Origin of the sequence: Psychrobacter sp. Arc9 (genome assembly GCF_041431295.1) — a bacterium.
GTDB lineage: Bacteria > Pseudomonadota > Gammaproteobacteria > Pseudomonadales > Moraxellaceae > Psychrobacter.
The window spans coordinates 76,699-100,985 of sequence record NZ_JASMRK010000009.1 but is presented as its reverse complement, the minus strand read 5'-3'; the positions used below and the strand labels follow the sequence as shown (position 1 = coordinate 100,985).

The window sequence follows — 24,287 nt, the reverse complement described above, 5'->3', positions numbered from 1 at the left end:
TTTGTCGTTAAGCCATTTATCTATAAGTAACTGGTTTATTGGTAAAGCCAAAGCTATCTATCAAACTCATACATAAGACAAATGACCCTTTAGCACCCTTATCACAAAATACTCATTACAACCTATTAAAGCACTATAAGAGACTCTGCATGACCGTAAAGCCATCTGGACAAAATCAATCGTCAAATCCTAATTCATCAGAAAAACCCTTATCAAAAAAAGAGAGCTCTGACTGCTTAAGTATAGGCAATGCCGTTTATAACCTAGCAGACCATACGCCGATGATGGTGCAATATCTAACCATGAAAGCCAACTATCCACAAGCATTGCTCTTGTACCGGATGGGTGACTTCTATGAGCTGTTCTTTGACGATGCTAAGCGAGCGGCGCAAATATTAGATATCACATTGACGCGCCGTGGTACGGATAAAGCAGGCAACACGATAGCCATGGCGGGCGTACCGTTTCATGCAGCCGATAGCTATATGGCACGCTTGATCGCGGCTGGGCAAACTGTCGTTGTATGCGAACAAATTGACGAATCGACAACTGGCAACGCTGATAATAAGTCTAATGTCCCTGCGATGGGCGACAAGCAAAAGAAAGACAAAAGCAAATCTGCTACTGGTAGCATCATGCGCCGCGAAGTGGTTAAAACGCTTACCGCAGGCACTATTACTGATGACGCATTGATTGCACCTAATCATACGCCGACTGTGATCGCCATCGATATTGCGACTATGAAAACGCAAGACAATAGCCAGACGTTACAAGCAGCCGTTAGTCAGATGGATTTGGCCGCGGGTACACTGACTACCCAGACACTAATAGCAGATAAAAACGATATCGATAATTTACGAACTCAAATGCTTACTGTATTGGCACGTTTTGCGCCTAGTGAATGCATCATTAGTGAAGCACTTATTGATGGCGTTGGCGACAGCATTGGAAGCAATGATACAGAGTGGCTACTGTGGTTACGACAAAATCTAGACTGCCCTATTATAGAAGTCGCTGCTAATGATTTTCATCGTGAGCATGCTAGTGACACGCTTTGTCAGCAGTTCGAAGTCCAGCGTCTCGATGGGTTAGGCATTCATGAGGCTCCACTTGCGCAAACCAGCTGCGCTGCGCTTGTCCACTATGCACGTCAGACTCAGCAACGCCACGTGCCTCAAGTCAACCAACTCATTGTCGAGTACAGCGATGACTACCTAATTATCGATGCCAATAGCCAACAAAACCTTGAGCTATTTACCCCTGTTAGCAGTAACGGCACTTCTTTGATATCTGTGCTTAATCACTGTCAGACTCCGATGGGTAAACGCTTACTGGTACAGCAAATGAAGCGCCCATTGCGTCAGCATTCACGTATCAATATGCGTCTAAATGCGATAACTTGTTTGCTAAACCCAAAGAGTGACTCAATTGGATCAAACCAAGATGTAAAAGATAGCTTATTGGTTACACGTTTACGAGAAATGCTGAATACCATTGGCGATATTGAGCGAATCAGCAGCCGTATCGGGCTGATGAGTGCTAAGCCGCGTGATTTGCGTAAGCTTGCTGATGGTATTGCTAGTAGCACCCAGCTTAATACTCTACTGATAAATGCCGGTATCAGCCATGAGCAGGCAGGACTACTGCCCATGCTTATGCAGCAATTGCCAGCTCAACTACCTGCTGTTCAATCCGTCGCTGAATTAATCGAGTGTACTATTGTCATTGAGCCGCCCGCCCATATTCGTGACGGTGGTATGCTAGCAGCGGGCTATGATGAGGAATTTGATCGCCTTACCCATTTGCATGACAATATCCAAGTGACATTGGACGAAATGGTAGAGCGTGCCCGTCAAGACAATCAACTACCGAGTCTAAAAGTCGGCTTTAATAAAGTTAGTGGCTTTTATTTTGAACTGCCTAAGATGCAGGCGAAGAATGCCCCTGCGCACTTTATCCGTCGACAAACGCTGAAGAGCAGCGAGCGCTTTATCACTGATGAGCTAAAGGAAGTCGAGACAGAGTATCTAAGTGCCCAGTCCTTAGCGTTGGCTCGTGAAAAGCAGCTGTATCAAGAGCTGCTCACTCAATTAAACCAACATTTAGCTGAACTACAACAGCTTAGCGCGGCTATCGCCCAACTAGATGTGCTAAGCAATTGGGCTCATCTTGCCATGACGTATAACTGGCAGCGCCCAGTTATGGGTCTACATACAAAAGACCAAAGCGAATCGGTGACCAAAAATCAAACCAACATTGATATTCGTCAAGGTCGTCACGTTGTGGTTGAAGCGGCATTGAATCAAACGAATGCGAATAGTAGGAACGGTAATTCGTTAAGTACAAACCACTTTGTCGCCAATGACTGCACATTAGGTAGTGATGAACACCCTGAAAGATTACTTCTGATTACTGGCCCTAATATGGGTGGTAAATCTACCTATATGCGCCAGACCGCGCTGATTGTACTGCTCGCGCATTGCGGCAGCTTTGTGCCAGCTAAGCATGCGCATATCGGCGATATCGACCGCATTTTTACGCGTATTGGTTCAGCTGACGACTTGGCTGGTGGCAAATCGACCTTTATGGTAGAGATGATCGAGACGGCTAATATCTTAAATCAAGCGACCCATAAATCGCTGGTATTAATGGACGAAGTCGGTCGCGGTACTGCTACCACTGATGGTCTTGCCATTGCCCATGCCTGTGTCAATCGCCTAGTCGAGATTGGCTGCCTGACATTATTTGCCACTCACTATTTTGAGCTGACCCAATTAACGAATGGTACTGGTAACCACTATGCTAATATCCGTAATGTCCATGTAGCAGCCAGTGAAGTTGATGGTCAATTATTGTTATTGCACCAAATTAAAGACGGTGCAGCAAGCTCTAGCTTTGGGCTGCATGTCGCAAAAATGGCTGGTATCCCTACTCAAGTGCTAAATGATGCTAAGCGCTACTTATTAGATAACTTAACGGCAGATAATGTAAAGTTAGATAATCTAAAAGCAGAAAATGAACAACCTATTGATGATAAAAATGACTTAGCTAAGTCAGTAAAGGATAAACGTGAACAGGTTTATAATATTGAAACAGACAAGGCAATCATAAGTATTGATGGTAAAAATCCAAGCATAGATATTATTCCAGAACAAAATCAGTTATTTAGCTTGCAAGATGAACTGCACGCCATTGATCCTGATAGCCTGACGCCCAAGCAAGCGCACGATTTACTGTATCATCTAAAGAAAATCATTAGTCATTAAAGGGAATTGTCAAAGCGTAGTAAAGGCGCTAAAATACGTTTTATTTTCCAACTATTCTATGTAGCCCTTATAGTTGATTTAATTTAAAAGAATTACACTGCAGCTGAGCGCAGAGGTATAAATAGTACTTCAGGCGAGGCTGACACAATAATTTTTTTGAAAGAGATTGACTATATCAGCCAATCCAATAACAGGTAGACCTCACTATGACCTTTGTCGTTACAGATAACTGCATTCTTTGCAAATACACCGACTGTGTAGAAGTCTGTCCTGTGGACTGCTTTTATGAAGGCCCAAACTTCCTTGTCATCGATCCTGATGAGTGTATCGACTGCGCACTATGTGAGCCTGAATGTCCAGCCAATGCGATCTTCTCAGAAGATGAAGTACCGAAAGACCAAGAGATGTTCACTCAGTTAAACGAAGAGCTGGCGCAAAAATGGCCAAACATCACTGAGATGAAAGAGCAAATGCCAGAAGCAGCGAAGTGGGATGGTGTGGAAGGTAAGATTCAGTATTTAGAGAGATAATTGTTACTCTAAGATAACTCAATATATCGAGCCAATAAAAAAACCACCTAATAGCGTTATGTTGTTAGGTGGTTTTCTTTGCTTAGAAGATAAGTATTAGACTAATCAAACACACTACAGATTAGCATTGTGGCTACAAGAATTGGGTAGATATACTGCTTCTATATTACTACTACAACTCCAAGAACCTGCACTCGTACGTAACCACTCTACTTTTTTACCCGATAGTTTCGGGTTAACTTGATTCGATACTATTGCAGTAATACTCGTTGTTACCGTCAATGGATTTGTCATCTGTGCCACACCCATATTATTAGGTAAGACTACGCCCACTTGTGAGCCTCCCACTATCAGATTAGAAGCCGATGCTCGTGGATCACACTCATGAGTGGCTAAACCAATAACAGTCCTACCTGTTTGTAAACACTCTTCCACTGTCAAACGTAATTGGCCCAATTCGTTAATTACTCGGGTGGCCTGAGTTTTTCCAATATGAATTTGGTACTGAGGAATCGCAATGGCTGCTAGAACACTGATAATAGATACAACTATCATCAGTTCAATAATTGAGAAACCATACTGACTATTAAGGTAATACTTTTTCTCTAACAACATAATAATAGCCGAATTCATAATTATAGCTTTATGAATGCACAGGCCATGCCAGTCTTGCTCTATAAATTTATAATATTTAGTATTTTACCTGATGTAAAAAATAACTCCTAACTTGAAAGGATAAAAAAAGCCAAGCATATTGCTTGACTTTTTTTACTACAATTTGAACTACATAAGCTCTAAGTGATATACGTATTAATTATACGCCTGGACAGCCAGCTGGAGCATATTTTTTAGGTGCGGTAGTCGCACATGACCATGAGCCATTAGTAGAGTCACGTGTCCATGTAATGGTCTTAGCAGTTCCACCAGTTAGATCGGCAGAAGCACTGCCACTAAATGTTCCGACAATTGTACCGTTTGTAGTTAGTGCAGTTGCGTTAGTCCCTATGTTAGCTCCAGTTGCTGCTGGTGCTGGAGTAGTTAGAGTAAGTATATTAGAAGTAGTCCAACCCAAATTACAGGCATTTTCAGCAGTTTTACCATCATTTAAACAAGTCTCATATGCTGTTTTGACAGCACCTGTTTCGCCCATTGCACGGCTAACTTGTGACTTAGCGATATAGTTCTGATACTGAGGGATAGCGATCGCAGCTAAAATACCGATAATCGCAACAACGATCATTAGTTCGATTAAGGTAAAACCTTTTTGAGCAGTGTTCATATGAACTCCTTTTGGGGTATATAAAGATAGTTGCCTGTTATTAATACAGTCGCATCTTATCTTTAGGTATATAATAAATTTCTTTCTTAGTATAACTGTTGCAGGTAGCGTGCCAAAATTATGATATTATTGTTTTTATAACTAGAAATGAGCTTTTATTCTTGAAACCAGCATTAATGAAACAATTATTGTTTAAACCATTCTAAAACTTATGACAAATGTTTCTAGTAAACTACTAAAAATTGTCATTTAACATTACAACGGTAAGTATACAGTAACTTTTACTGACGTTTTTTGTCACTACTTCATAATAGTGACGGTTTTAGTAGTCACAAAAAATGTTACTGATTCCACTCATCGCCTGTACCGCAAATACTATCTCGACACTTCACGTTCTGATAACTCAACGTCAGTGTGCCATCGTTGATGACCTGAGTATTGGCTTGAGGTGTTGCTGTAATGACCCACTCGGATGTCAGTGGATTCGGGCTAAAGGTAATAACATAGAGTGTCGGTCCCTGCCTAGGAAAGTTACCGCCTAATCCTGTAATCAATGCATTACTATAAGTGCCTTGTGCCAGCTTGCGACTTTCGAGCTGCGATGCTATGTTCTGCATTTCGCTCATAGCATCTGTGCGCTTGGTCTTTATGACATATTGCTGATAATTAGGAAAGGCGATGGCTGCGAGAATAACAATGATAGCAACGACTATCATTATCTCTACGAGTGTAAAGCCTGACTGACTGGTAGAGGCTGATAGTGATTGTTTACAATATTTGTTCATTACCACTCCTCTTGACCTGTCTCGCAGTCAGCATGGGTCTCATCGAAAGTACTCTTGCTAGTGTTTTTACAACGTAGACCTGCACTATTCATCATCATCCTACTGGCGTAAGTGGTTATACCTGAACCTTTGGGCTCGGCAATCATCTTCCATGTGCGCCCTGTAGCATTTACTGCTGTATTTACTAATGAATTAGCGGGAGTATCGCCATCGACGAGCGTAATCTTGTATCGATAATTACTGGCATCACTACCATCTGGCACATAGATAGTCTTGTTTGTTGCAGGGCTATCTGCATAACCATGAGTCACTGTATTATTAGAGCTATCTATGATTCGTGGTTGGAACCCTTGATAAGTTAACGACTTGGCTCGCCAGCGCTCTAGCTCTATCTCTAACTGTAGCATTTTTGCTTGTACGTCATTTTCAGCATTGCGCACAGCATACTGACGATAGCTTGGTATCGCTATCGCGGCCAATATAGATAGAATAATGAGTACAACTAACATTTCTATGAGCGTAAAACCATGCATATCGTTACGCACTGTCGCATGTTCTGCCTTCTTTATATGCAACTTAGTCATGTTTACTGTCTCATTATCAATGTAGGTAAAGTTATTTTTCATTATTAAATACTGATATTAAACAGTTAGAACATCACAGTTACTGTTTTTTTCGTTCATACCAAGCTTTTGGTTGCAAGGTATAGCGTTCATTGAATAAAAACTCAACAGCGGATCCATCACCATTATTTTGGGTGGCACTGTTGCTTTCACCAGGATAAAGATCTTTAATATTACTGTTATCTTTAAATCCATCTGTACCATATTTTGCACGTTTAGCAGCATCTATTCGATCGGCGATTGTTGTCGTACCAATCAGTACTTTTATATCTGTATTATCTGCGTTATAGGCACCAATAGCCAACTCCTGAATACCTTGACCTGCAGGTGTAAAGCCGCCTGTACCAGTTATTGAGGTTTCATCCATACATACGCCATAAGGTAAACAGTATAGTTGACGTTCAGAGCCGCCCATTATTTTCGCTGAACAGCTTGCTGTATTTCCGTATACTTTGTCAGGGTTATATACAGTGGTATAAAGCAAATTATTAATGACTGTACTTTCGCCCACACCTTTGTTATATCTAACGTTACTGTAACCATCAAAACGAGTTAATGGATAATACCATCCATTTTTGGTTGCTGGAACTGCTGGAGTTGTACCATTTTTAGCTACACCTATCATTGATTTTATAGCATCATTTTTTTTGCTCTCACGCGCTATATCAGTGGTAGCAGCTCCTATAGTAGGTATCGCATTGCCTAAATTTACCAGCTTAGCTTCTGTTAAGTTTGCAACAGCCTTAGTAAATCCACTGTTATACAGATCTTTATTAGTCACATCATTATCGATAATGCCATAAACGCGGTTGGCATAGTCATTGATATTACGCAATGTCGATAGAGGCGCGCTGCGATTACCTGAAATAACATTGACCATAGCAAAGAGCTTACCAGTATCTGGCCCTTTCTCTCTACGATAGAAACTTACGACTGGGCTTTCATAGAAACGGTATGCGAGTTTCTTATCTGTAGGAGCTACATCTAATATGCGTGTCACGCCTTTATTAGTGAAGCTATTTACAGCTGCAAAGCCGAACTGAGCAATGCGTGCATTCTCAAAGTCTGCACGGAATACTTGTCCACCCAAGTCGGCAGCATAGAGGTGATCCATCAGACCATCATTATCCCTATCGAGTACAGCAATGCCGCCAGTGATACTATTAATCATCGTATCTGTTTTGATGTTAACACCTGAAGTGTCTTCGCTACTAGTTGACCATATCAGCTTACCTGTTTTGGCATTAATCATATAGATAGCATTGCCTTTGGCAGGGGCACTAGTAGTGGCTACATAGCCATCAGTTTCATACTGCATGTCGTAACCACCACCGAATATAAGCACGTCTGTTGGCGCAGCATTCTTCTTAGGATCAGAGCCTTTGGTTAGGCGTATTTTTGCAGCAACTGGTTTGCTCCAAATCTGTCCTAAACGAGTAAAACCCGCTGTTGAAGAAACACCTGGAGTAGTCGAGCTAATGCCTTGTGGTGTAATCGTAAATAGCATCTTAGGTTCAGATCTTTTGGTTATATTCATTCCGTAGAATGAATCACCTCCCATACGCAGACCACCATAAGCAAACATACCCTTACCTGATGCTTGATCAACTGTTACCTTTCCTCCTGGTAAATCATAAGCGTAATCAGTTTTGACTAACCAGGGAGCATCCACACCAAAATAAGGTTGACCAATTTTAGATATTTCCTTTTTAGAGTTCTCTACTAGAGCTTCTGGTTGATTTATTAACATTTCTCTAGGAATGATAGCAAACTCTTCTTTACCTGCTTTTGCATCGACTAAATGCAAAGCTCCATCCATAGAACCAAAGAGTAGATAATCCTCTCGAGGATCGACAATACTGCCTTTATCATCTAATTTTGAACCATAAGAAACAGCTTCAGGCTTGGAATGCACAACACCACCTAACAATTTTACTTCATTGGTCGGCTTGGTTAAGCTTAAGTTATTAGTCTCAGTCGTAAGCGGGGTCGTTGGTTGTCCATCATTAGTCAGCACACCACCAAAACCTAAAAAACTCAGCAAACGACGTTGATTTAACTGACTATAAGCAACAGTATCTTTGAGTTTATCGAACCCAAATGGTTTGCCGCTACTATCAACACCAACTTTACGCAACATTGGTGCTTTATCGGTAGCCGTCGTGTAATCCTCGACATAGAGAGTACGCACACTACCCAAACCTGCACTTGGTGCTTGTAATTGAGCATATACACCGCCAGCCGCAATATTATTATTGGCCGCTTTGCCCTCTACTACAAAATTAGCAGTTTGCCATTCATCTTGTGTATTTTCATCTAGATTGCCAGCGATATCTTTATAAAGTTTATTGCTGCCTCTTCCAAACAATGTCCCTTGATCCAAATTATATTTTTTAAGATTACCTTTCCATATACTTGCTGTGGAAACAATATCAGGATCTAGCATAGGTAAATAGGCATAAGGAAGTTGATTTGCCGCTCGGTAAGGGTCCTCTGGAATAGTAATTGTACCTGAAGGTGCTGTATTAATAATCTGTACAAGGCTAGCTGAGAAGTCAACTATGCTGGCAGCAATTTCCTCAGAGTTCTCAGTATAATAGAAGCCTCCATCGCCATAAGTTTTGACTTCACCATCAGCTTTTTGCTCACCTAATTTACATAGATTACGAGTATCATCATTAACATTACCACTATCGCAATCAACGACTGCCTTTACTTCACCATTTACTGTGATGGAGCGTGTCCCTGTCAACCCAGCAAAAGCACTACCAAAGCCAACTGTCGCCGTTTTAATCGGCAATCCTTTTGAGTTGCTAGCATTATTTCGCAATAGGGCAGCATAGCTTGCCATACAGCCCCATGACCTACCGCTGGAATCCCCTTGCAAATTAGTGCAACTGTTGATTGACAATGCTGGACTTGAGCCAGATAAAGAAGTATTCATTAAACTTGTAGCTCTACTAGTGCTACTACCATTTGGCTGACCGTCCGTTAATAGATAAATACCATTACCGCTACACTCTTTATCACTTAAAGGAGATATATAACTATTATCTTTCTTAGAGGTGCTGACAGAGTCATCAAACCCACTATAGTTTCTATAAGTATAACTATAAGTATTTGTACCCATCATGTAGGCACCCGCCTCAGCGAAAGCGTGGGCAGTAGGGGTATTACCTTCTGCCCTTAAATCTATAATCTTCTCAATTAGCTTTACTCGTTGTCCAGCAGTTAGTTCAGCCGTAGGCACCAAAACCACCCCTGACCTACCGTCGCCATCATAACTATAGTTACCCATACCTACGGCATAATCATCCGGAAGCGAGCCGGTATCTTTTACACTACCGCTTTCAAGAACTTCATCCGACAATAGTTCTATAAGTGCTACTTGCAAACGCGCCATGAGGGTACGAGCAATTGTATTGCCACTACCATCTTTACAAGTAGGAAAGGTAATATTTACGTTCTTAAGGAGTGGCGCATTTTTATCTATTACTGTATTACCTTCATCGTTCCTAAATAGTCCGTCAGGCTTACTGGCATCAAGCTTTCGCTGATACACTACCAAACGAATGTCACCAGTATTACTATTGTAATTACGGCAACCACTATTACCACCCATACTCCCTGAAGTATCCAGCATCATAAAAATAGAGGCCGTACCTGGCTTAGCCGCCTTATATATCTCAAGATCACCGATAGGTTTTCTGTCACTCGTCACTGTAGCACTATTGGCAGGCACTAGACTTGTTATGGCGATTGTCACCGCTGCCGTTAGCGCTTTAATAGGCCATGTTTGTCGTTTAGACCTTTGACTCATTAACTGTTTCATGACCTATTCCTTAATATAAATGATAGCAGAGTAGCGATGACGCTATTCAATATGGCAAATAACAAAATATAGTATTTGTTAGCTAGATGGCAAGGTACACAGTAATCCTGCGCCTTCACCAAAATCGACACATTTGGTACGTAACGACTGGTTCTCAACATCGGCCATTTCATAAATGATCTTATTGGGTACACCAGCTTCTGCCATACAACCGCCAATCGTATCTGTATAGTCAGCAGCAGACGCTGTATGCAATCTACTGGTCTGCTTGAAGCAGTCTATATTACCTAGCTTAGTATTTCCGTAAGCGGGTAATACAGCTGTACTGTTGATATCGAACATAAATGCCTTGCTTGATATCAAACTACTTCCTTGCCCTATACTGTAACTACCGAATGCTTCGTTCTCTGCATTTGGTGGTGTTAGCGATACGTTCACCTGCGTCATACTAGTATTACGACTGCTAATATAATCACTTGATTCAGTAGAATCGCAATAGCCCGTACTTGTTAACGAACCATCTGGCGTTATGATTGAAGTTTTATTGACATTGAATAACTGATCACGTGGACGGAAGCAAAAGACATATTCATTCTCGACACTATAATCAGACAAGATAAAATGACCAAAAGGGCCACCACGCGATATCATAGCATCGTAAGCATCTGAATCACTGCTGCCATTAATACTTTGCTCTATATTTTGGTTAGCATTATCTGCTGACTGTAGTAGTAGTGCATTAATTTGGTCACTAGTGGCGAGTTTCAGGTCCGTGCTACTTTGCTTTACCGCAATAACGCCCCCCAATATAATCAAAACCAAGAACAATAGAACTACGATAAGTACTGCACCTTGTTGACTAGATGGTGGCACTATGGAGCGCTGATATCGCTGATAATTTGACATATCGCCTCTTTTTTATGACGTGACATTAGATTTTAGACCAGTAACAGACATGACACGAGCACTTCGCAACGTAATAGTAGATTCATAACTACGACGATAATAATTTTCATTCATACTAACAGTATTTAGCTTCTGTTCCGTTCCTAGCACCACAAACTTTCCTTTATCCTCAGTTGCTAATTCACTTTCAGGATCTTCTATTAACGGAGTAGTACTACGAACAATTACTCCAAGTTTGATAGTGGTGATTGCAGGTTTTTCTGTGAGCGTTAAATAAGTACTAGCTGGTAAATAGCTAAGCTGATTTACATCAGTAATGGTTCCTAACAATACTTTAAACTGCTCTATTGCAGGTATAATAATTTCACCATTACCAGTAAATGCTGTGACTATTACCCCTTCTTCATCAACTCGACCAGCAGAGCAAGCCAATACTAAATCAGTAGCACCACCACCTGCAGCCTTACGTATAAAATAGCGTTCAACCACCCAATCACTGCTACCTGATGCAATCTCTGTTCCTTCACAATCATATAACGATGCTGAAGTTATGTTTTTATATTGAATAGTTAATTGGTCACTTTCAATACCAACTATATTTGATAAGCCTGTCCAACCGTCACTATCAGCACTTACAGTTAAGTATTTTTCATCAGTAGCATTGCTATTACCTAAATTATTTGTAGTTAGCACAATACCACTATGAGGAGTTGTACTCGTAATATTACTTATTGGGTTCCCTAAGTTCGCTAAGCGAATATGGTCATCAACTGCTTGCAGTGCAAATATTGTAGTATCTTGTACCTCAGAGGCGCTTTGCTGCACTACACTCGTACGAGCACTAATAATATAAACTTGTATTACAGCCGCTGAAACTAGTAGGCCTAATACTAAGGAAATAATCAGCTCAATCAGAGTAAAACCTGAAGAGCTATTATTGAAATGGCTTACCTGGTTATTATTCATTAGTATGCCTCCGAGATAAGGCATTGACTGCCGATATGATAGGTACCATTTACCTTTCCACAAGCATCTACCTCTGTATCGTCTAATATTGGCTTAGTACCATTCCATGCGGTAATAATACACATTTGTTGTTGTATAGCATTCGCAGAACTTCCAGGACAGGTAGCAATACTGACAGCAATATTTTCATCAGCTGCCATCTTTTTGATCATAAGCCCATCACGAGCAGCAAGCTCATTAATAGTACAAGATTGTTTTGGTACAATTTTGCCACCTATATTGCTAGTAGTAGTAGATAAGCAATTTTCACCACTAGCTAAAATACTTACTGTTTTACTGACGGTGGTCTTAGTACCATCATTATTAGTTTTAACATATGAGATAACCACTGTATCAGTAGCCGAACTATTTATTACAGCCTGTATAGTTGGAGTTACTTTTGCTCGTTCAGCTAAGGATAACTCAGAAAACTCTGTCGAGAGTATGCTTTCAAAAGGAGGTGCGCTACTATCTTTAATATACGCCTCTGGATAGCCACGCATCACTTCAGCTAAATTGCGAATCACTGTTAAAGATTTGGTTCTAACTAAACTCTCGTCAGTGGCTGTAATTGCACGCATTTGTAGCGCACTAAAGCCCAATATCGCAATAGATAGTAGTAAAACAGCCACTAATACCTCTACTAAACCAACACCTCGTTGAAAACTTGACCCATTCATTGACAGCTACCTCCTACTTGGTCAGTAATATTAGCAACTCTACTCACTGAAATTACTCTTGGTTGCACTGAAGTATTGCTATCACAGACAGTGTAAGTGACTGTAGCAGTGACTCGTTTACTAGGTTCAAAGGTTATGGTTTCTAGTGCTGATACAATTTCACTTTCATCATTATAGTTATAGTTAGCAATAGGATTTGCTTCTGATCCTGAAATGATAATGACTTTAGGATTACTATCATTATCATAGCTTAAAGTAATGTTTTGACGACGGATAATACTTTCAGCTTTGGCTTCTTTCAGTGCATTAACTAAAGTAGCTGTTGTCGACTTCACCCGCTGATTAGCAAGTTGTGTACTAATATTTGGAGCAGCAATACTCACAATAATGGCAAGAACAGCAATGGTTACCATCAATTCAATTAAGGTAAAACCTGAGCTTACGTTCTTCAGCTTAGGTGGTAGAATGTTCAAAGATGCATTCACATCGTGTTCCTATTTAAAACTGCAATTATCTGTCTTTTACTTACGGCGTATTGAGTATGAGTATCTTATGATTTTGTCTTATCACCATGATTCTTCGCATATATTTATTTAATAACATGCAATTTTCATTCCACGATATCTAATAAATACCATCTAGAAATAACTACAGGCGCTTCCTAGCCTCCTTCACTCATATATTAATCCGCCAAAAGATAACTTAGACATTTAGTTCAGAACAACAAATTAGTATACATAACTATAATAATATAGCGTTAAGGAAATATATTAGCAATAATTAGATATTATTGACAAAGATATATTGGGTTTAGGGTTTGCTGCCATGGGCTAATACGTAAGCAGAAATTTGATAACTATTATGGCTGCTATCCGTTGCTGATTTTATTGCTGCAGGTGGAATGAACGCTTGCGCTAATGCTTGTAAGCTTGCACCTGTGGTAGATACATCATCGAATAGTAGTAAGCGTTTTGTAGGAGGCCTTTCGATTAGAGCAAAGGCGTTGTCTAAGTTACTAAGACGTTCGGCACGAGTCAGTCCCTGCTGACTAACTGTATCGTCAATGCGCTTAACGCCTTGCCATAAAGGAATTTGCCAATGTTTAGACAATTGGGCAGATAGAATACTGACAGGATCGAACCCACGTTTGACCAATCTTTGACTTGTTGTTGGCATAGCAACAATCACGCTGTTATTACGATGACAACCATGTGGACGCGGTAATTGACGTATGGTATGTAATAGTAACGGCAGTTTCGTCATATCCTCCTGATGCTTAAATGCTCGGATAGCTTGACGTATTGGATACTCGTAGTAAGTAGAGGCTTGGATAGATAGAGATATACTAGGAGCGATATCTACTTCAAAAGGTCTTGGTAACCAAGTGATATCGTTATGACAGTGAGCACAAAGTAAACCACTGCTCAAATAGCTGTTTGCTTGATTACGGATATTAGTAAGAAAAGAGTGTTTCTTTGAGGCTATCCGTGTAGGTGGCGTATCCGTTATATTATCTAGGCTAGATTGCGCTTGATGATGCAGTAGTTGAGATTGTGGTGTACTACGATAAATACGGCATAGTTGGCAGCGCATATCCATATATTCTGCCAACCACAGTCCAGTTTGATAAGGCGCTAAACGGCGCATAAACTATAATTTGTCATAACTTATAATAAATTTCACCTATATTAGAGCCTTTCTCAAATTAATGTCCCTTCCGAATTAAAGCCCTTTCCAATCGTTCAGTACGATACCGAAGCCGATAGAGGTATTTTCATGATTATAATCAATGATCGACTCACCATATCCTTGGAATAGCTGAACCATACCATTAACGTTCTCTGAGATAGGATAGATATAGTCGATTTGCGCAGCACCTTTATTGGTACCTGGATTGTAGCGCAAGGTACCGCTAATGCTCTGATCAGCCGGCAAATCATATAAGAATTTGATATCACCGTAGCCCATGTAGTCTTCGATATCTGGATTATCGTCATCGCTACTACTTTCGTTATTTACTCGAGCCCATAGGCGCGGTATGACTGAGAGTCTGCCCCACTCTGCGCCCGCCATGAGGTAAGCACGATTCCATGAACGTGATAATGGATCATCTTGTCCATTCGAGTGATGGACAGCACCTGCGCCCAACATACGCAGACGTCCACCAAAAGGCAGATCTGCTGTCACAGGTTGGGTTAAGAATATTTCAGGTTGATAATCGGTAGCACGGAATGGACGCGAGTTGTCTTCGTTATAAACTTGCCAATGTGATTCTTGAGTATAGCCAAACCATAGGTCAGCACTGGTATCAAACAAATCTTCTGCGACTTTTGTTTTTAGGGATAATTGGAATTTTAGCTCAGTCTCACGTATATCATTAGAATCAAAAGGATCTGTTTTTTGCGATGGTGTACTTGGACTTAAATTGGGATCGAAAGTATAAAATAGTGGCAACAGATACGTCGGTCGATATGGTCTGACCGTCCAAGTACCACGCTCACTATTTTTATCTAGGTCATAAGATAGACTGAGTGGCGAGAATTTTTCGATGTCTGTTTGAGTGACACCGACATTTTCTAAAATCTGTGCCTCACTATTCGTTTCAGCATCTACTTCTACGTTGCCATTTGCCTTCAATTTGCTGGCTGCTGTTTGCTGATTGGTCATTAAAATGGTGTCTGCATCTTCAACTGTCGTACCACTCATCGCCGTTTGAGACTCAGCCAATATCACTTTTGGATTACCTGAGACCGTACTTTGAAAGGTTTTTGCCAAATCAATTGGTTGTTTGGTTGAGGTATAGCTTGGCGTTTTACCTTGTTCAGCTACCTTATCAAAACAAGCTAGGCGAGCAGCACTAGACTGGACTTGCGTACATTCAGAAAACAGCTTGGCTTGCTGAGCAATAAATTCTTTGCTAATTATTTTGCTACTTTGTGTACCCACGTCAGAAGATATCGCACTATTACCAAGACCCTGTGATAGGTCAAGATCCTCGTATTCAAATGCAGCTTCGGGTGCTGGCAATTCGTTATAAGTCTGAGAGTCATCAGCAGCTTGTACTTGTATCGCGGTACAACTCAACGCAAGCGCAACTGCAATACGAAGAGGCATATGTGCATTCTGGTAAGACGGCTGTTGGTGACGCTGAGTAATGGTATGGGCAAACATAAGTGTCCTTTATCTAACTAGCATTAGCGCTAGCAGAGTATATGAGGTAATTAATATGGCCATTAGCGTTATCGCTAAAATAGAATTGACTGAGACTATCAGCTAATCGCAGATATTAGGAGCGGAAAAAATGACAATTAGTGCCCCTGCTGCATTGTTTCCTTATTGTAATGAAAATATAAGCACGATACTAGCTTTATCGATAGTTAAAATAACCGCCTATCAATATAATTACTTATATAACAAATACTTAATAAATATTCTATAGTATGAATTTAATGGCATCAAAAAAGCCAGCATACTTTCTTAGTATACTGGCCTTCTTAATATTCTTAAGAATTTTCGAAATATTACACTGGTTTCTTAAGTGTTCATTGTTAAACTTTAGTTGTTCAACGCCGATAATGTTTGCTCAAATTCTGAGCGACCAATCTCACCCACTTGCTGATTTACTAGCTGACCATCAATATAATATAGCAGCGCTGGTGGACCAAAGAGTTGGTAACGAGACAACACGGCTTTTGAGTCTGCTGTTGTTTCAGTTATGTCGAGCTTCACTAATTGCCAACCTTGCATTTGAGCTGGACGATAATGAAACAGGTTCTTGTCCATAATGCGGCACTCAATACACCACTCTGCTGTCAGATCGACAATGACATTCGGATTGGCTGCGACAATAGCATCTAGCTCTGCAAGCGTCGTGATTGTCTTATCAGTGGTGCTATCACTATTCGCTGGTTGACCAGACGTTGACTGTACCATCATCGGTGCTGCACCCAATGACGCTAATGGATGTAAGCTATCGTCATTACCCAATGCAGCGCCGACTATTAGGCAAGCGGCCCAAATACCAGCGATAAGGCTTAATGCTTGGGTCAGCATACGACCTTTGCCTAGCCAACTCCATGCCCATGTTGCCACGACCATAAACCATAACGCCCATACCATCAGCATGACTGGCGATATAAACACGCGCTCAATCAATAGCAGTGCCACAGCAAACAGTAGTAAAGCAAAGCCTTGCTTGACCCAATTCATCCACTCGCCTGCCTTTGGCATAATCTTGCCTTGGGTAGCACCGATTAGAATAAGCGGCGCTGATAAACCAAAACCTAGCATAAATAAAGCGGCAAAGCCGAGCAACGGACTACCAATGGTAGAAACCGCTAATAGTGCCCCAAATAATGGTGCAGAAACACAAGGTGACACGACTAGCGCTGATAAAAACCCAGCGAGCAAACTGCCGCCTGTACTACCAAGCTTACTGTCACCTGCTTGGCTTAAGCCTTGCATCTTTCGACTGATCGCTTGTGGTAATCGCACACTGAAAAGACCTAACATGTATAGTGCGAGAAGTATAAAAACGATAGCAAAGCTAATGAGAATGATCGGGTTCTGCAGCCAACCAATAATACCTAAAGACTCACCGAATACTGCGATAACAGCGCCCAAAATACCATAAGCAGTCGCTACCCCAATCGCGTAACTGGTGGTCAAGATGACACCGCGTTTGACCGTTGGGTTTTGTTCGCGGGCTACAATATTGGCCACAATAGGCAGCATCGGTAGGACGCAAGGCGTCAAAGCCAAGCCTAAGCCTGCTAAAAATAATAGTACTAATGCCAGCCAAGGGTGAGAGGCCAAACCAAAAGGATCGCTATCAACAAAACTATTGTTTGATGCGTTTTCGCTATTGGCCGTCTCGCCTGTTACGCTGCTATTTGCTGCAGAAATCGTATTCGTCGCCGTACTACTATCTAAAGAATCATACTCTACAGTGCTGTCATCAATGAGATCATAGTCAATAGCCCCATCGTCTGTCAGTGCTTGCGCCTCATCAGGCAAAGCATTATCAAGACCTGCTGAACCATTCTCTTCTGACGTCTCAGTAGCATTTATCGCTGAATTGGTCGAGCTCGCACTACTCTCACTATCTGCTGATACCTGCGTCGATGAAGCTGCAATATCGACAGTCGTATTAATCTTTTCAGGTGGATAGCACAGTCCTGCTTTTGCACAGCCTTGCCAGCCGACGACGATAGCGGCACTATCTATATTCTTGCCACTATTGTTCGTCAGTGTGGTGGTAGCGACCATATTTGCTTGATCAAATACCAGTACTTTGCCAAATGTCGGATCATCTATCGAATATGGTGTCTGGCTAAAGGTAAAAGGTGCAGCCGTCACGCCAGCGGGTAGCGTAAGCTTAATTTGCTTTTTATAGACGTAATGTTCAGGAGTGATATCAAAATTAACAGATAACCGCGTACCGGCTTTGACAGGGGTACTATCTGTACTTACCTGAAACGCTTGATCTACTGGCAAAAACTTTGACTTCGACGAGCTTTCACTACTACCGAAAAGGTCGCCTAACCCTGCTGCTTGTACCGTCGATGTCGCTGATAAACCTGTCAGCAATGAGCCACTAGCGATGGCAAGCGCTAAGATATGGGATTTTTTCGAATGGGTAGATACGCTAAATGATGAAGACTTTGGTGATGTCTTGATGGACATGAATGGCTACCTATTATTACCGATATTTTAATCAATCTGCTCGCTATTTATCTGCGTGTCGCAGCAATGTCTATTTTGGTTTTAACTTTTTCTGGTGGGTAGCATAGCCCAGCCGTTGCACACCCTTGCCAACCAATAATAACAGGCGCGTTTTTGGCGCCCTTACCATTACTCGTCGTCAGTGTTGTGGTTGCAATGACGCTTCTTTGCGTAAATACAGGAACCTGACCAAAGGTCGGATCATTGATTGATACTGGTGATTGATTAAAAGCGAACGGCGTGGCACTTATTCCTTTAGGGAAGCTCAACGTAAGCTTATCCTTGTAGACATAATGCCCTGGTGTAATTTCAAAACTAATCGACAACCGCGTGCCTTTGGAAGTCGCTTTGGTATTACTGACCACCTGAAAGGCTTCATCCACTGGTAAGAACTTTGATTTTGCCGAGGAGCTATTTTTAAATAAGTCATTTAACCCTGCTGCTTGTACACTGATCGATGTCATTGACAGAACCGTTACTAATGAAGTGCTTGCAACAGTTAGAACCAATTTATAAAGGTTTTTAGAAAAATATTTATTAGACTGTTGAATCGACATAGATGATTACCTTTAATTGCAGTTTGCGATGACTATTTTGCTGAGCGCATAGATATATTTATAGCACTGGCTATCAAACTTGTAATGAACAGCAGGCGATTTATCTACTGATAAAAAATATCAACCAATAAGAGAATATTGGTTGATATTTATAAATTGTTGAAAGTGCATGGATGAACGAATGTTTCATTCTACAAAGCTATATCAGTATCAGAATTTGTTCACTATACGTCTGTTATTAAGCCTTATAGCTGAGCATAAAGATCCGCATCTTGACCTTCACCACCTTGTTGACCATCAGCACCTAACGAAAATAAATCGTAAGGTCGCCCTTCACTACCTGGTGCAACATATTGCATCTCATTTTCCCAGCCATCAGTTGGATAACCACCTTTGATATACCCACCTTCAGGATAGTTTTTTGCATCAGCTGGCGGTGTCGTAAGCGCCTCTAACCCTTGAGCGGTCGTTGGATAGCGCGAATTATCAACCTTGTACATATCTAGCGCATTTGAGACAGTAGCAAGCGCCGTTTCAGTTGTTTTAACACGGGCCTTATCACTTTGACCGACTACTTTTGGTACCACTAATCCAGCAAGAATGGCTAGGATCACAATAACGACCATAATCTCGATAAGAGTGAATCCTGCTTGACCAGACTTTTTTGTCGCACTGCGCTGCATAGCTGAAGAAGCGGTCTTATGGTCATTTACAACATTCGGATGGAATTGCATATCCTGAATAGCACTTTTTGGCATCATATTTACTTGGAGTTTGTCAGTCATAGTCATCGCTTTGGTCATCACAGTTATGTAAATAGTAAAAGTGGCGTTCTATCGTGGCTCTCATCAATGATATATCAATGAGCTTTGAAACTATTGTCACTATAAACCATGGTTTTATTTTTATCCAGCGCTGCGCCCAGTTTGAATTTGCTATCTTAGCCAAAGTTAAATATTAGCTGACATCAAATGTATGACTATTAAAACGTGCTTACTATAGCGCGGTGCTGGCGTTTGCCATAGCAAAAATAGCGTTCGTTCAACAATATACAACAGTAAGCAAACCTTAAGAAAGCTAGTCCAAGGTTTAGCAAGCAAGTTAGGTGATATGAATAGAGTAAAAGAGAACTAAATAGAGGTTTTGGAGATAGGAAGCTGTCTGTATGTGAATAGCATAATGAATCATAGGCTAGCGACTGAACCTAGCCTGCTAAATCGTTCATATTAACGATAGGTAGCATAACCGCCATTACAATAATCATAACTACTACGCCCATCAACACCAGCATTAAAGGCTCAAGTAATGATAATAAGGTGCTGATAAAATTGGTTGCTTCTGCCTCCTGCATATTGGCGGCACGGCTCAGCATATTTTCAAGCTCGCCTGAGTTTTCTCCGCTTTTTATCATCTGTACCATCATCGGTGGAAAGTAAGTAGATTTCTCTAGTTGACTAGACAAGCTGGAGCCTTCTGTGACCCTATCAGCCGCAGTAATAATCGTTTTTTGGATATGTAAATTGGTCGTGACCGCAGCCCCAATATGTAATGCCTCAATCAGTGGCACCCCTGATCGTACTAGTATCGCAAGGGTACTGGCAAACCGCGCGGCATTCAGACCTTTGGACAATCTAGCTAGTATCGGCAATCTAAGCACCACGCTATCGATAGTTAATTTACCTGCTTGCGTTTGGGCAAAACGGTAGAATAAAAATGCGGTACTTGCCAATACCAATAGTATCAACCACCACCACTGAGTAATGATATTCGATAGCGTGAGAACGATTTGAGTAATTAAAGGCAGTGCTTGCTCAGACTGTTCAAAGACTTTGACAATTTTGGGCACGACGAAGCTCATCAGCCCCATAATTACCGCAATTGCCATTACCATCAGAACAATCGGATAGACCATAGCCCCTTGGATTTTCTTTTGGAGGGCAAAACGGTTTTCGGTGTAGTCTGCTAGTTGGTTGAGGATAAGATCAAGGTGACCAGATTTTTCGCCTGCAGCAATCGTAGCGATATATAACGGCGGAAAGCTAGCGGCTTGTTGCAAAGCACGTGCTAAGCTGAGTCCTTCCAAGACATGTGAGCGCACTGCAAGCATTAAGGATTTGATATGAGTTTTTGGGGATTGCTTAGCAACCGCTGCCAAGGTTTCCTCAAGTGGAATACCCGCTGCCAATAATACAGATAGCTGACGTGTCAGCAATGCCAGCTCGTATGCAGACGGTTTTTTGTAGCGGTTTTTGCTCTGACTCTGTCTGTCATTGACCGGATTGACTTCAACAGGTGTCCATTGCTTATCACGCAGCTGCTGGCGAATTTGCCGCGCAGAGTCCCCTTCTAGCAAGCCTTTTTGGACAACGCCATGGTCGTCAAGCGCTTTGAAATGATAGGCAGGCATGGCAACAGATATCCTAAGAGGCTTACAGGTAGACAGTTATAATTTATGACTTAATAGAAATTTATTAATTTGACATTCAACGCTTAGAGCAGTGGCGTTGAGTCATTACTATCAGGCATTAAACCTTGTAATAATAAGACATCCAAATGCTGCTGCTGTAGCTTTTTATCAAAGTCATTAACCTCAGCGATTAGCATTCTTTCAATACGTTTATCACTCGCAAAAACACTCAAGCGCGCACAAATAACGGCCAACTGATAAATGCGTTTTTTGCAATAACCGTCAAGACCTTGTAATAACCTAACCATATGCGGGGTTTCAAGACTGGCATAATCATAGTCAGCCACGACTTGCTGGCCAAGGGCTGTGACGCCATAAGTAATCGACAAGTGAGCACAATAATAACAGCTGAATAAATAACCAACCACATGACCGATATAATAGCCTCGATCGTAGGTAAAGCTACTCACGCCAAAGTGCCCAAGTACATAGCTGTTGAGGCTACCTTGGTCGCGAATTGGCTTGCCGTGCTTTAACTTACCGACTGTAGCAAAGCACAATGGGTTGCGACCATCTTGAGTCGTCAGCTGCCAACCGGCGGGCTGCTGTGCAGGCATATGAAGCACGATATCTGCAATAATATCATCGACCACATGCAGCTGCTGCCAGAGTCTTTCGAGCGTATCCGTATCCATCAACCCACGTTTATCAAGCTGCTGCGCAAGTAAATATTGCTGATATTCTGCGAATTGTGGCTTCAGGGTTTGTACTAAGTAAGTAGGACGCGTATTGGCAGATGCCATATATAACAGTCGAGTACGCTCATGCTGAACACGATAAAGCGCAACACGCTGCGTAGCGACATTGGTTTCTTGCGCCACAGGTTTTGCAGCTACTGTAAGACTATCGGATGACTCAGATATTACTGCTTCAGTTGCTACCGCCTCGATATCTGACAAGGTAAACATCGTCAATAATGCCGCCTTATCAGGTGTATCTACCGGCTCATTTTTCGGCGCCTCTTTGCCGACATGCGGGTTCTCTACAGCAGTGTTTTTATCAACATTACTTTCTTTTTTAGCAGTTGTAATGGTCTCTTGTTGGCCATTACTTTCTGCATTTAGCTTTGCGGTCGGTTCAGTCATAACATACCATCAGCAGCGAAAATAAACATCGTCTCGATTCTTTTATATGCCTATCGTATAAGGGCATATAACGCGCTACAAAATCAACGCTTTTGTCTCGACGACTCATCAACCCATAGTACCTGAACACAGACTCAATGTCAGCTGTCCTTAACTAAAATAGCCATAGCAAGTTACCAAAGGTCTTATAGATATGAGTGACTCAACGTTTATAAACAATATGTATTCACAAATTAAAAAAAAGCGCCAAGGACATATAAATGACCTTAGCGCTTATCGTCGAGATTCTATTTAAATAACTTAAATAAACAGCAACTAGAACTATGCAAGATTATTCTGTCGATACTGCTGACGGTATGCTTTTGGCGAGACACCATACACACGCTTAAATGCCTGACTAAAAGTCGAATCTGAGGCGTAGCCCACCATCTCGCTGATACGGCTAATACTGTTTTGCTGTAAGCGTAAATAGCGAGCCGCCAATCGTAAGCGGTAATCAATCAGATAAGTCAGTGGCGGCATACCAACAGTGTCTTTAAAACGCTGTGCAAAGCTGGAACGCGACATTCCTGCTACTTCTGCAAGTTGATGAATGGTCCAGCTTTCACTCGGTGCCCCATGCATCGCGGCTAGTGCCTTGGTCAAAAAAGGATCCTTCATGGCTTTGAGCCAGTTTTCTGTGGCTTCAGGCAAGCTTTCAATATACACGCGCAAACACTCAATCATCATGATGCTTGCCCAATGATTGATTACGGCCGTTTTGCCCATACGCTCACGCTCAGCTTCTAGTGTTAGCAGCTTTATCTCTACATCAATCACTTCAAACCGTCCGTCAGCAGCATCATTGAGCTCTGGCAATATCGGTGGCAGTACCGACAACAGAGGATTAATCATCTCTTTGTCGTATTTGCATTCGATTAGTATCAAAGATGAATTGGGGTCTCCATCGCCATCGATATCAAGTGTACGCTCGGTGCAATTACTCAATAGTTCATCAAGCGACTCAGCAACATCGCCATGGTGATTAAGTGCATAACTCACGTGCTTGTGCGCATTCGGAATCATAATCATGTCGCCAGCGCGAGCTTCCCGTAGACCATTACCGACATCAATGCAAAAACCGCCAGACATTACTAAGTAAAATAAAATGGTGTCTTTTCTAGTAATAGAATAAGACCAATTGCCAGTGCCATTTAGACGGTAATACTTAGTCTCAAATAAATGCACGTTTTGCAGCAATACACTCAGTGCGTCCATCAATCAATTCCTCAGTAATGCAGATTAATAACGATTCATCTTAAAAAAATAATACTCTTAATAACAAGTTCTGTCGGTTTGCTCTATGCCAATACTGGCTCCAATAAATAATTTTTATTAAATACAATGAATGTGATAACATTTAAGCATAATGCATCATTTAAAACGTCATGTCTATTTACTTATTAGAATTACTAAACGATAATAGAATAGACACAGTCACGCTAGGCCTCAAGGAAAACTATAGGCAATGTTGGTAAAAACTTGGGGGATTATCTAGTATTGAAGGTG

The 24,287-nt window shown here is 41.5% G+C and carries 19 protein-coding genes; 2 read left to right on the top strand and 17 right to left on the bottom strand.

Annotation, left to right across the window (positions count from 1 at the left end):
• Window positions 1-149 precede the first annotated feature (149 nt).
• Together mutS and fdxA are read left to right on the top strand one after the other, a co-directional pair.
• Entirely contained in the window at window positions 150-3,266 is a 3,117-nt protein-coding gene (gene mutS / locus QO187_RS07070) for a DNA mismatch repair protein MutS (protein ID WP_102094710.1), read from the top strand.
• 206 nt (window positions 3,267-3,472) lie between these two features.
• Window positions 3,473-3,796 carry a ferredoxin FdxA gene (gene fdxA, locus QO187_RS07065; protein ID WP_131656275.1) on the top strand — a complete coding sequence of 108 codons (324 nt, stop codon included), beginning with the start codon at window positions 3,473-3,475 and terminating at the stop codon, window positions 3,794-3,796.
• Between the two features lie 114 nt (window positions 3,797-3,910).
• Here fdxA and QO187_RS07060 read toward each other — a convergent pair whose 3' ends face one another.
• The 17 genes from QO187_RS07060 to QO187_RS06980 form a co-directional block, all read right to left on the bottom strand.
• Entirely contained in the window at window positions 3,911-4,411 is a 501-nt protein-coding gene (locus QO187_RS07060) for a pilin (RefSeq protein ID WP_371547848.1), read from the bottom strand.
• A 199-nt stretch (window positions 4,412-4,610) separates the two neighbouring features.
• A complete protein-coding gene (locus QO187_RS07055) occupies window positions 4,611-5,075 on the bottom strand; it encodes a pilin (RefSeq protein WP_371547838.1) in 465 nt (154 codons plus the stop codon).
• Window positions 5,076-5,416: 341 nt separating this feature from the next.
• A complete protein-coding gene (locus QO187_RS07050; RefSeq protein WP_102094705.1) occupies window positions 5,417-5,860 on the bottom strand; it encodes a type IV pilin protein in 444 nt (147 codons plus the stop codon).
• Window positions 5,860-6,444, bottom strand: coding sequence for a prepilin-type N-terminal cleavage/methylation domain-containing protein (locus tag QO187_RS07045; protein WP_102094704.1), 585 nt, complete (start codon window positions 6,442-6,444; stop codon window positions 5,860-5,862). The genes QO187_RS07050 and QO187_RS07045 overlap by 1 nt, the downstream gene beginning before the upstream one ends.
• 79 nt (window positions 6,445-6,523) lie before the next feature.
• On the bottom strand, window positions 6,524-10,315 hold the full coding sequence (locus QO187_RS07040) for a pilus assembly protein PilY (RefSeq protein WP_102094703.1): 3,792 nt from the start codon (window positions 10,313-10,315) through the stop codon (window positions 6,524-6,526).
• A 78-nt stretch (window positions 10,316-10,393) separates the two neighbouring features.
• Window positions 10,394-11,221 carry a pilus assembly protein PilX gene (locus tag QO187_RS07035; protein ID WP_102094702.1) on the bottom strand — a complete coding sequence of 276 codons (828 nt, stop codon included), beginning with the start codon at window positions 11,219-11,221 and terminating at the stop codon, window positions 10,394-10,396.
• A gap of 12 nt (window positions 11,222-11,233) precedes the next feature.
• The gene (locus tag QO187_RS07030) at window positions 11,234-12,187 is read right to left on the bottom strand and encodes a PilW family protein (protein WP_185156661.1); all 954 of its coding nucleotides are present in this window, start codon (window positions 12,185-12,187) and stop codon (window positions 11,234-11,236) included.
• Window positions 12,187-12,906 (bottom strand): hypothetical protein, encoded by a 720-nt coding sequence (locus tag QO187_RS07025; protein ID WP_102094700.1) that lies wholly within the window; start codon window positions 12,904-12,906, stop codon window positions 12,187-12,189. The genes QO187_RS07030 and QO187_RS07025 overlap by 1 nt, the downstream gene beginning before the upstream one ends.
• Window positions 12,903-13,391, bottom strand: a complete 489-nt coding sequence (locus QO187_RS07020) for a GspH/FimT family pseudopilin (protein WP_228153246.1) — start codon at window positions 13,389-13,391, stop codon at window positions 12,903-12,905. Before QO187_RS07020 ends, QO187_RS07025 begins: the two co-directional genes overlap by 4 nt.
• A 325-nt stretch (window positions 13,392-13,716) precedes the next feature.
• A complete protein-coding gene (locus QO187_RS07015; protein ID WP_228153245.1) occupies window positions 13,717-14,553 on the bottom strand; it encodes a ComF family protein in 837 nt (278 codons plus the stop codon).
• Window positions 14,554-14,628: 75 nt separating this feature from the next.
• Window positions 14,629-16,077 carry a phospholipase A gene (locus tag QO187_RS07010; protein WP_102094699.1) on the bottom strand — a complete coding sequence of 483 codons (1,449 nt, stop codon included), beginning with the start codon at window positions 16,075-16,077 and terminating at the stop codon, window positions 14,629-14,631.
• Window positions 16,078-16,461: 384 nt separating this feature from the next.
• Window positions 16,462-18,591 carry a protein-disulfide reductase DsbD gene (gene dsbD / locus QO187_RS07005; protein WP_371547834.1) on the bottom strand — a complete coding sequence of 710 codons (2,130 nt, stop codon included), beginning with the start codon at window positions 18,589-18,591 and terminating at the stop codon, window positions 16,462-16,464.
• 47 nt (window positions 18,592-18,638) lie between these two features.
• The gene (locus QO187_RS07000) at window positions 18,639-19,094 is read right to left on the bottom strand and encodes a protein-disulfide reductase DsbD domain-containing protein (RefSeq protein ID WP_228153244.1); all 456 of its coding nucleotides are present in this window, start codon (window positions 19,092-19,094) and stop codon (window positions 18,639-18,641) included.
• Between the two features lie 338 nt (window positions 19,095-19,432).
• Entirely contained in the window at window positions 19,433-19,870 is a 438-nt protein-coding gene (gene gspG / locus QO187_RS06995) for a type II secretion system major pseudopilin GspG (RefSeq protein WP_102094728.1), read from the bottom strand.
• A 521-nt stretch (window positions 19,871-20,391) separates the two neighbouring features.
• On the bottom strand, window positions 20,392-21,594 hold the full coding sequence (gene gspF, locus QO187_RS06990; RefSeq protein WP_057758190.1) for a type II secretion system inner membrane protein GspF: 1,203 nt from the start codon (window positions 21,592-21,594) through the stop codon (window positions 20,392-20,394).
• 83 nt (window positions 21,595-21,677) lie between these two features.
• Window positions 21,678-22,739 carry a hypothetical protein gene (locus QO187_RS06985; protein ID WP_102094696.1) on the bottom strand — a complete coding sequence of 354 codons (1,062 nt, stop codon included), beginning with the start codon at window positions 22,737-22,739 and terminating at the stop codon, window positions 21,678-21,680.
• A gap of 321 nt (window positions 22,740-23,060) precedes the next feature.
• Window positions 23,061-23,996, bottom strand: a complete 936-nt coding sequence (locus tag QO187_RS06980) for an AraC family transcriptional regulator (RefSeq protein ID WP_102094695.1) — start codon at window positions 23,994-23,996, stop codon at window positions 23,061-23,063.
• Window positions 23,997-24,287: the final 291 nt, after the last annotated feature.

Bases quoted from the DNA above. Each gene is read 5' to 3' on its own strand.
- dsbD (WP_371547834.1), bottom strand. From the start codon at position 18,591: ATGTCCATCAAGACATCACCAAAGTCTTCATCATTTAGCGTATCTACC.
- QO187_RS07015 (WP_228153245.1), bottom strand. From the start codon at position 14,553: ATGCGCCGTTTAGCGCCTTATCAAACTGGACTGTGGTTGGCAGAATAT.
- QO187_RS07000 (WP_228153244.1), bottom strand. From the start codon at position 19,094: ATGACATCGATCAGTGTACAAGCAGCAGGGTTAAATGACTTATTTAAA.
- gspG (WP_102094728.1), bottom strand. From the start codon at position 19,870: ATGCAGCGCAGTGCGACAAAAAAGTCTGGTCAAGCAGGATTCACTCTT.
- QO187_RS07055 (WP_371547838.1), bottom strand. From the start codon at position 5,075: ATGAACACTGCTCAAAAAGGTTTTACCTTAATCGAACTAATGATCGTT.
- QO187_RS07030 (WP_185156661.1), bottom strand. From the start codon at position 12,187: ATGAATAATAACCAGGTAAGCCATTTCAATAATAGCTCTTCAGGTTTT.
- QO187_RS07035 (WP_102094702.1), bottom strand. From the start codon at position 11,221: ATGTCAAATTATCAGCGATATCAGCGCTCCATAGTGCCACCATCTAGT.
- mutS (WP_102094710.1), top strand. From the start codon at position 150: ATGACCGTAAAGCCATCTGGACAAAATCAATCGTCAAATCCTAATTCA.
- gspF (WP_057758190.1), bottom strand. From the start codon at position 21,594: ATGCCTGCCTATCATTTCAAAGCGCTTGACGACCATGGCGTTGTCCAA.
- QO187_RS07050 (WP_102094705.1), bottom strand. From the start codon at position 5,860: ATGAACAAATATTGTAAACAATCACTATCAGCCTCTACCAGTCAGTCA.
- fdxA (WP_131656275.1), top strand. From the start codon at position 3,473: ATGACCTTTGTCGTTACAGATAACTGCATTCTTTGCAAATACACCGAC.
- QO187_RS07045 (WP_102094704.1), bottom strand. From the start codon at position 6,444: ATGACTAAGTTGCATATAAAGAAGGCAGAACATGCGACAGTGCGTAAC.
- QO187_RS07060 (WP_371547848.1), bottom strand. From the start codon at position 4,411: ATGTTGTTAGAGAAAAAGTATTACCTTAATAGTCAGTATGGTTTCTCA.
- QO187_RS07025 (WP_102094700.1), bottom strand. From the start codon at position 12,906: ATGAATGGGTCAAGTTTTCAACGAGGTGTTGGTTTAGTAGAGGTATTA.
- QO187_RS07010 (WP_102094699.1), bottom strand. From the start codon at position 16,077: ATGTTTGCCCATACCATTACTCAGCGTCACCAACAGCCGTCTTACCAG.
- QO187_RS06980 (WP_102094695.1), bottom strand. From the start codon at position 23,996: ATGGACGCACTGAGTGTATTGCTGCAAAACGTGCATTTATTTGAGACT.
- QO187_RS06985 (WP_102094696.1), bottom strand. From the start codon at position 22,739: ATGACTGAACCGACCGCAAAGCTAAATGCAGAAAGTAATGGCCAACAA.
- QO187_RS07040 (WP_102094703.1), bottom strand. From the start codon at position 10,315: ATGAAACAGTTAATGAGTCAAAGGTCTAAACGACAAACATGGCCTATT.